This window comes from Pseudomonas sp. C2B4 (genome assembly GCF_013359695.1).
GTDB lineage: Bacteria > Pseudomonadota > Gammaproteobacteria > Pseudomonadales > Pseudomonadaceae > Aquipseudomonas.
The window spans coordinates 1-5,654 of sequence record NZ_JABFMU010000116.1; the positions used below are offsets into that span (position 1 = coordinate 1).

Consider the following 5,654-nt stretch of genomic DNA (forward strand, 5'->3'; position numbering starts at 1 on the left):
ATCCATGCCGGTTTGCCCACTGCGCAGAACCTCCACTCGGCCTCTCGAGGGGGCGTGTACCGCAAAAGCCAAAGCGAGGCGGCCTTATAGCCGACCTCATTGCAGGTTTGTCCGCAATCCCCTGTGGGAGCGAGCCTGCTCGCGAAAAACGTCCGGACAACGCGATCATCCAGGTGAGCCCGCAGAATTCGGGAAAAATCGTACGCGAAGCCTCCGGCGTTTTTCAAGGCAGCTCATGACGCCGAGCCATGACCCAATTGCGGGCAATCCCCAGGCTGGCAAAGCCGTCGGCCGGCCATTGCGAGCAGTACTCCACCGTTCATGTCAGTGATTGCGATTACGGATTGTCAGTGCTCACTCGCAGTTTCGTTATCGCTGCAAACGTTGCTATACCCTCTATTCCGAACGCGTTTAAAAAACTGTCATATTTAACAGTACCCCGCATCCCTCTATCGCGAGACGATCCAGCTTCACGTACAACCGTATGGAAGGATCGCAATCATGTTAAGCCCCGGTACGTTCGATTATCTTCAAGAGCTCAAAAGTCAGTCCTCTTACTCAATAACGCTGTTCACGTTGCATTTCCCCGATGGTTCCACGAGTACGTACACGCCGTTGGCGTACCGTTCGAGCCCTGATGAAATATTGATCACCGGCAGCGACGGAAAAAATTTTTGGCTGGACGTGTCGCCGGCGACGCACGGGATGCTGGAGTTCGTTAGCGAGGGAGGGAGGTGCTATGTGCAGGTATTGTCGGCGAGTGCGGATGTCGCGACGTACAAGACGCCATGGGTAGCGACGTTATCTTATCACGTGGACTACAACATCGCCGGCAAGGATATTTTATGATTTATATAACTCAGAGTTTGGGAACGCGCGTGGTCCGAGTCGTGATGTGAGGAATTCTCTGGCATCGGTTCCTGGGGCCTAACCACTCGAACACATAGGGCAATTGCGGAGTGCAGTCCTAGCCGGACGGCTGGCCATTCAGTGGCAAACCTGCCACACGGCCATCAGGCCTTTACCCATGCGGCCCACCGTGCGCGATATTCCACCACACGGCACACCCCACTGGAGAGGGGCGCGCGCTCGTAACGCCGGCGAAGTATCAGGGCATGGTTAGCGAGGGCGCGCGGTGCCACGGCGGCGCACCCCTCAGCAGTAAACAGAAATCCCATCCAGTCAAAACCTTTCTCGACCTTGCCGATAAACGTCTTGTCGAGATGCTCTTCGAATCCATAAACATTAAAAAACTGGTTCAGTTGTTTGACCGCTTTGCGCAGGTGCCAACGCGTCTTGGCAAAGATTAAGAAATCATCCATGCAGCGGACATAGACGATCTGCGAGCAGGAGGCGAAAACTTGGTCCACGGCGTGGAGATGGAAGGCCGCCAGCAGCGGACTGATCGCACTGCCGCGAGCAATCCCTTTAATAACGGGCGTATGGAAGACGCCGTCGACCAGCACCGAGTAATGAACAATCTGTGACAGCAGATCGCGCAGCAACGGGTCGCTGGCCTGTTCACCGAAACAAACCCGTCAACCAAAAAAAACCCCAATGCCCCCAGCCTGACCAAGGGCGGTAGGGGGACATCAAGGCGAAAAACGAAGGGTAAGGTTCACAACACCAATCGGCTCAGGACACGCAACGCGCCTTGTCTTTCCAGTACTTTTCACGCACCTGCCGACGCAGGACCTTGCCCACTACGCTGACCGGCAACGCTTCGACAAACAGGATGGACTTCGGCGCCTTGAATCGACCGAGGCGGCCCTTTACATGCTCGATCAGGGCATCGACTGCCACAATCTCGCCGGCCTTGAGTACCACTTCGGCATGCACGGCTTCACCCCATTCCTCATGGGGAATGCCAACCACGGCCGAGTTGGACACTGCCGGGTGGGCATTGAGCGCCGCCTCCACTTCGATGGCGTACACGTTGAAGCCACCGGTGATGATCATGTCTTTCTTGCGATCGACCAGGAACAGGAATCCGTCCGGATCGATGTAACCCAGGTCGCCAGACTTCCAGTAACCGTCATGGAACTCCGCCGCCGTACCTTCCGGATTTCTGAAGTAACCCGAGATGGTGCCCCGCGACCGCACCCACAGTTCACCGGTCGTGCCCAGGGGTACTTCTTTGCCGTTATCGTCGACGATCAGGATCTCTGCGCCGACGGCGATGCGTCCGGCCGAAGACAGTTGTTTTTCGTTGTCGGTCAAGTGATCGGCCTTGCTCAACAAGGCGACCGCGTGCAGGCTTTCCGTGGCCCCGTAGATCTGCATGAAGATATTGCCGAAGCGTGCCTGGGCCTGACGCAGTTTGGCCGGGCTCATCGGCGCTGCACCGTACGCCATGGTCTGCAGCGAAGACAGGTCATAGTCCCGAGCTTCGGGCATTTCCAGCAGGCGGTAGATCATGGTCGGCACCAGCAGGGTCATGGTGACCTTCTCGGCTTCGATGTTGCGGCACAGCCGCGCCAGGTCCGGGATGTTCTGGGTCAGGGTGCAACCGCCGCGAAACAGTGTCGGCAGCAGGCCCAGGCCGGAGCCATGACTGATGGGTGCCATGTGCAGGAAACGGGTATCCGGCTGATAGGGTTGCTCGGCTTCCAGATACATCGAATCGCGCAGCGCCATCCAGTTGTCGAGGGTGTAGGCGGCGCACTTGCTTTGCCCGGTGGTGCCACCGGTGAAGCGATAGACCAACGGGTCCTTCTGCATATCGTTGTCGACGCCCGGATTGTGATCCGGCACGCCTTCGAGCAGGTCCCAGAAATAAAGCAGCCCCTCGCGCGGGGTTTCTGGCGGGTCCATGCAGACCACAGTGATGCCCTGATCGTGCAGCAGATCGAAATAGCGCTCGATCAATGCGTTTTCGATGAACACCACTTTGGGGCGGAGGAATTCCACCTGCCAGCGGTGCTCCTCGAAGGCGTCGCGATAGTTGGTGTAGGCTGCGGCCGCGTCGCCCTTGAGCGCGGTCCAGGCATGGAACAGCGAGATGTTGTCGTTTTCCAGGATGCAGAGATAGACATCCCCGCGGCGAAGCCCAAGGCGCCCGCGCAGCATGTTGACGATGCGATTGGTCAGCGAGTGCAGCTCACGGAAGTTGTAGCGGCGATTGCGCTCGATATTGACCAGGGCTTCCCGGTCGCCAAAACGCACGGCCAGGTTACCGACCGTGTGTGCGAAGTTCATTATTGTCATGGTTATTCTCCGTCCGGGCGTGTGGCTGCACGCCCGTTGCGATCAGCTTCGCGAGTTTAACGCGGGCCCCGGCCCGCCAACACTCAAGCCTGTTGACCCTTGATGGCCTGCAGGGCGGTGTCGATGAAGACCTTGACCTGCTCGTTGGCGTCGAAGCGCGGGACAGCAGTGCTCCAGTCGGTGATCTGCGCCAGGTGCGCCTCGATGGCTTCCGGCGATAGCTCTTCGTCGCCGATGTACACCGGAGCGGTTTCTTCCATGCGCACGGCGGAGAACACACCGGCACCGGCACCGAGGATCAGCTTGGTCGGTGCGTTCTCGCTGACCAGGAACAGCGCGCCCGGGGTCACTTGCTCGGGGCGGCTGGCCGCCAGCAGTTCGGCCGGCATCACATCCTCGGTCATGCGGGTGGCGGCCATCGGCGCCAGGGTGTTGACCAGGATGTTGTTCTTGCGGCCTTCGATGGCCAGCATGTTCATCAGGCCCACCACGGCCATTTTCGCCGCACCATAGTTGGCCTGGCCGAAATTGCCGAACAGGCCGGCGGCGGAGGTGGTCATCAGGACACGGCCGTAGTTCTGCTCGCGCATCAGGTCCCACACCGCTTTGGTGCAATTGATCGAACCCATCAAGTGAACATTGATCACCGCGTGAATGTCGGCCATTTCCATCTTGGCGAATGACTTGTCGCGCAGGATGCCGGCGTTGTTGATCAGGATATCGACGCGACCGAAGGCTTCGACCGCCTGCCTGACCATGGCCTGGACCTGTTCGTAGTCCGCCACGTTGGCGCCGTTGGCGATGGCGACGCCACCGGCCTGGCGAATTTCCTCGACCACGGCCAGGGCGGCATCGGAAGAGCTGCCGGAACCGTCACGGCTGCCGCCGAAGTCGTTGATCACAACCTTGGCGCCACGGGCAGCAAGGTTCAGGGCGTGGACGCGGCCCAGGCCGTTGCCGGCGCCGGTGACAATAGCAACGCGATCATCAAAACGAATGGTCATGGTCATTTCCTCTCATCAAATAGTAGTAGGCGGAGAACGGCGGAGGAAGTGCGTGGTTTCCCCGGGCTCGCCGTTCTCCATAAACATCAGGCGCGGCTGAAAATGCCGACGTGTTCGGTGGACTCTTCCACGCGCCAGAGGCCGCCGCCGTTGCCTTGCAGGGCAATACGCGCACCTTCGACCTGACGCGGGCCGCAATTGCCGCGCAGTTGCTCCACCAGCTCGAAGATCTGCCCGATACCGGTGGCACCGATTGGGTGGCCCTTGGACTCCAGGCCGCCGGACGGGTTGACCGGCAACCGGCCGCCCAGGGCGCTGTCGCCGCGTTCGGCCATCACACCGCTCATGCCCGGCTCGCACAGGCCCAGGGCCTCGATCGCCAGCAGTTCGCCGATGGCGGTGGCGTCATGCACTTCGGCCACATCGATATCCTGCGGGGCAATGCCGGCTTGCTCGAAGGCAGCCTTGCCGGCCAGGTGGGTGCACCCCTTGTCGAAGTCTTCGGCGGCACGGGCCGAGGCCGAGCGCACGACGCTGGCCAGGACTTTGATCGCGCGATTTTTGTCGAAGCCGTATTTCTTCAATGCCGACTCAGTGCACAGGATCGCGGCGGCGGCACCATCGGAGATCGGCGAGCACATCGGCAGGGTGATCGGGTAGGTGATCGGCGGTGCGGCGAGGATTTCCTCGATGCTCATGGCGTTGCGGTACTGGGAACGTTCGTTGTGCACCGAGTGACCGTGGTTTTTCGAGGACACGGCGGCCAGTTGGCGCTGGGTGATGCCATAGCGCTCCATCAGGCCGCCACGGCCCAGGGCCGCATAGACGTCCATGAACGGGCTGTAGGGCTTGTCCGATTGCGAACCGGCGGGCGGCACGATGCCTTTGCCCATGCTCGCCAGGTAGTTTTTGTTTTCTTCGAAGGTTTCGATGTCCCACGCGGATTCGAAGGCAGAGAACATTTTCGCCTTGTCGCTGTAGAACATCTTCTCCGCGCCCACCGCCAGGGCTACATCGGCAGCGCCAGCCTGCAACTGGGTGACGGCCAGGTTGAAGGCGTGGCTCGAAGAGGCGCAGGCGCCTTCGATGTTGAAGATAGGGATGCTGTCCAGCCCCAGCGGCAGCAGCGCCACCTGGCCACGGATCATGTGCTGGCCATCGAAATGGCCCTGGGTGCAGTTGCCGAAGAAGCCGACCTGAATCCACTGACGGTCGCAACCGGCGTCTTTCAGGGCATCTTCCACCGCCCAGGCGGTGAGTTGCTTGATGGTCTTGTCGGTGTGGCGGCCGAAAGCCGTCATGCCGACGCCGACGATGTATACGTTTTCCATCGTTAACCTCGAATCTTTGAGAAAAAGGAGCAGGGCGCCTGATTCCGGTCAGCCCCTCTGTGGGAGCGAGCCTGCTCGCGAAGGCGTCGGTACATTCAACATCAATGTGACT

Annotated in this window: 5 protein-coding genes; 1 reads left to right on the top strand and 4 read right to left on the bottom strand. The window is 60.1% G+C overall.

From position 1 onward, the window contains the following. Nucleotides 1-501 precede the first annotated feature (501 nt). Nucleotides 502-849 (top strand): hypothetical protein, encoded by a 348-nt coding sequence (locus tag HNQ83_RS30790; protein WP_175392607.1) that lies wholly within the window; start codon nucleotides 502-504, stop codon nucleotides 847-849. Between the two features lie 164 nt (nucleotides 850-1,013). Here the strand turns inward: HNQ83_RS30790 and HNQ83_RS30795 are convergent, their stop codons facing one another. From HNQ83_RS30795 to HNQ83_RS30810, 4 genes are all read right to left on the bottom strand, one after another. After that, nucleotides 1,014-1,505, bottom strand: a complete 492-nt coding sequence (locus HNQ83_RS30795) for an RNA-directed DNA polymerase (protein ID WP_175392608.1) — start codon at nucleotides 1,503-1,505, stop codon at nucleotides 1,014-1,016. Nucleotides 1,506-1,635: 130 nt separating this feature from the next. After that, nucleotides 1,636-3,207 carry an AMP-binding protein gene (locus HNQ83_RS30800; RefSeq protein ID WP_256669357.1) on the bottom strand — a complete coding sequence of 524 codons (1,572 nt, stop codon included), beginning with the start codon at nucleotides 3,205-3,207 and terminating at the stop codon, nucleotides 1,636-1,638. Nucleotides 3,208-3,290: 83 nt separating this feature from the next. Further along, a complete protein-coding gene (locus tag HNQ83_RS30805) occupies nucleotides 3,291-4,211 on the bottom strand; it encodes an SDR family NAD(P)-dependent oxidoreductase (RefSeq protein WP_175392609.1) in 921 nt (306 codons plus the stop codon). An 86-nt stretch (nucleotides 4,212-4,297) separates the two neighbouring features. Next, a complete protein-coding gene (locus HNQ83_RS30810; protein ID WP_175392610.1) occupies nucleotides 4,298-5,542 on the bottom strand; it encodes a thiolase family protein in 1,245 nt (414 codons plus the stop codon). Between the last annotated feature and the right edge of the window lie 112 nt (nucleotides 5,543-5,654).

Coding starts and splice junctions, on each gene's coding strand:
- HNQ83_RS30805 (WP_175392609.1), bottom strand. CDS start 4,211: ATGACCATTCGTTTTGATGATCGCGTTGCTATTGTCACCGGCGCCGGC.
- HNQ83_RS30810 (WP_175392610.1), bottom strand. CDS start 5,542: ATGGAAAACGTATACATCGTCGGCGTCGGCATGACGGCTTTCGGCCGC.
- HNQ83_RS30800 (WP_256669357.1), bottom strand. CDS start 3,207: ATGACAATAATGAACTTCGCACACACGGTCGGTAACCTGGCCGTGCGT.
- HNQ83_RS30790 (WP_175392607.1), top strand. CDS start 502: ATGTTAAGCCCCGGTACGTTCGATTATCTTCAAGAGCTCAAAAGTCAG.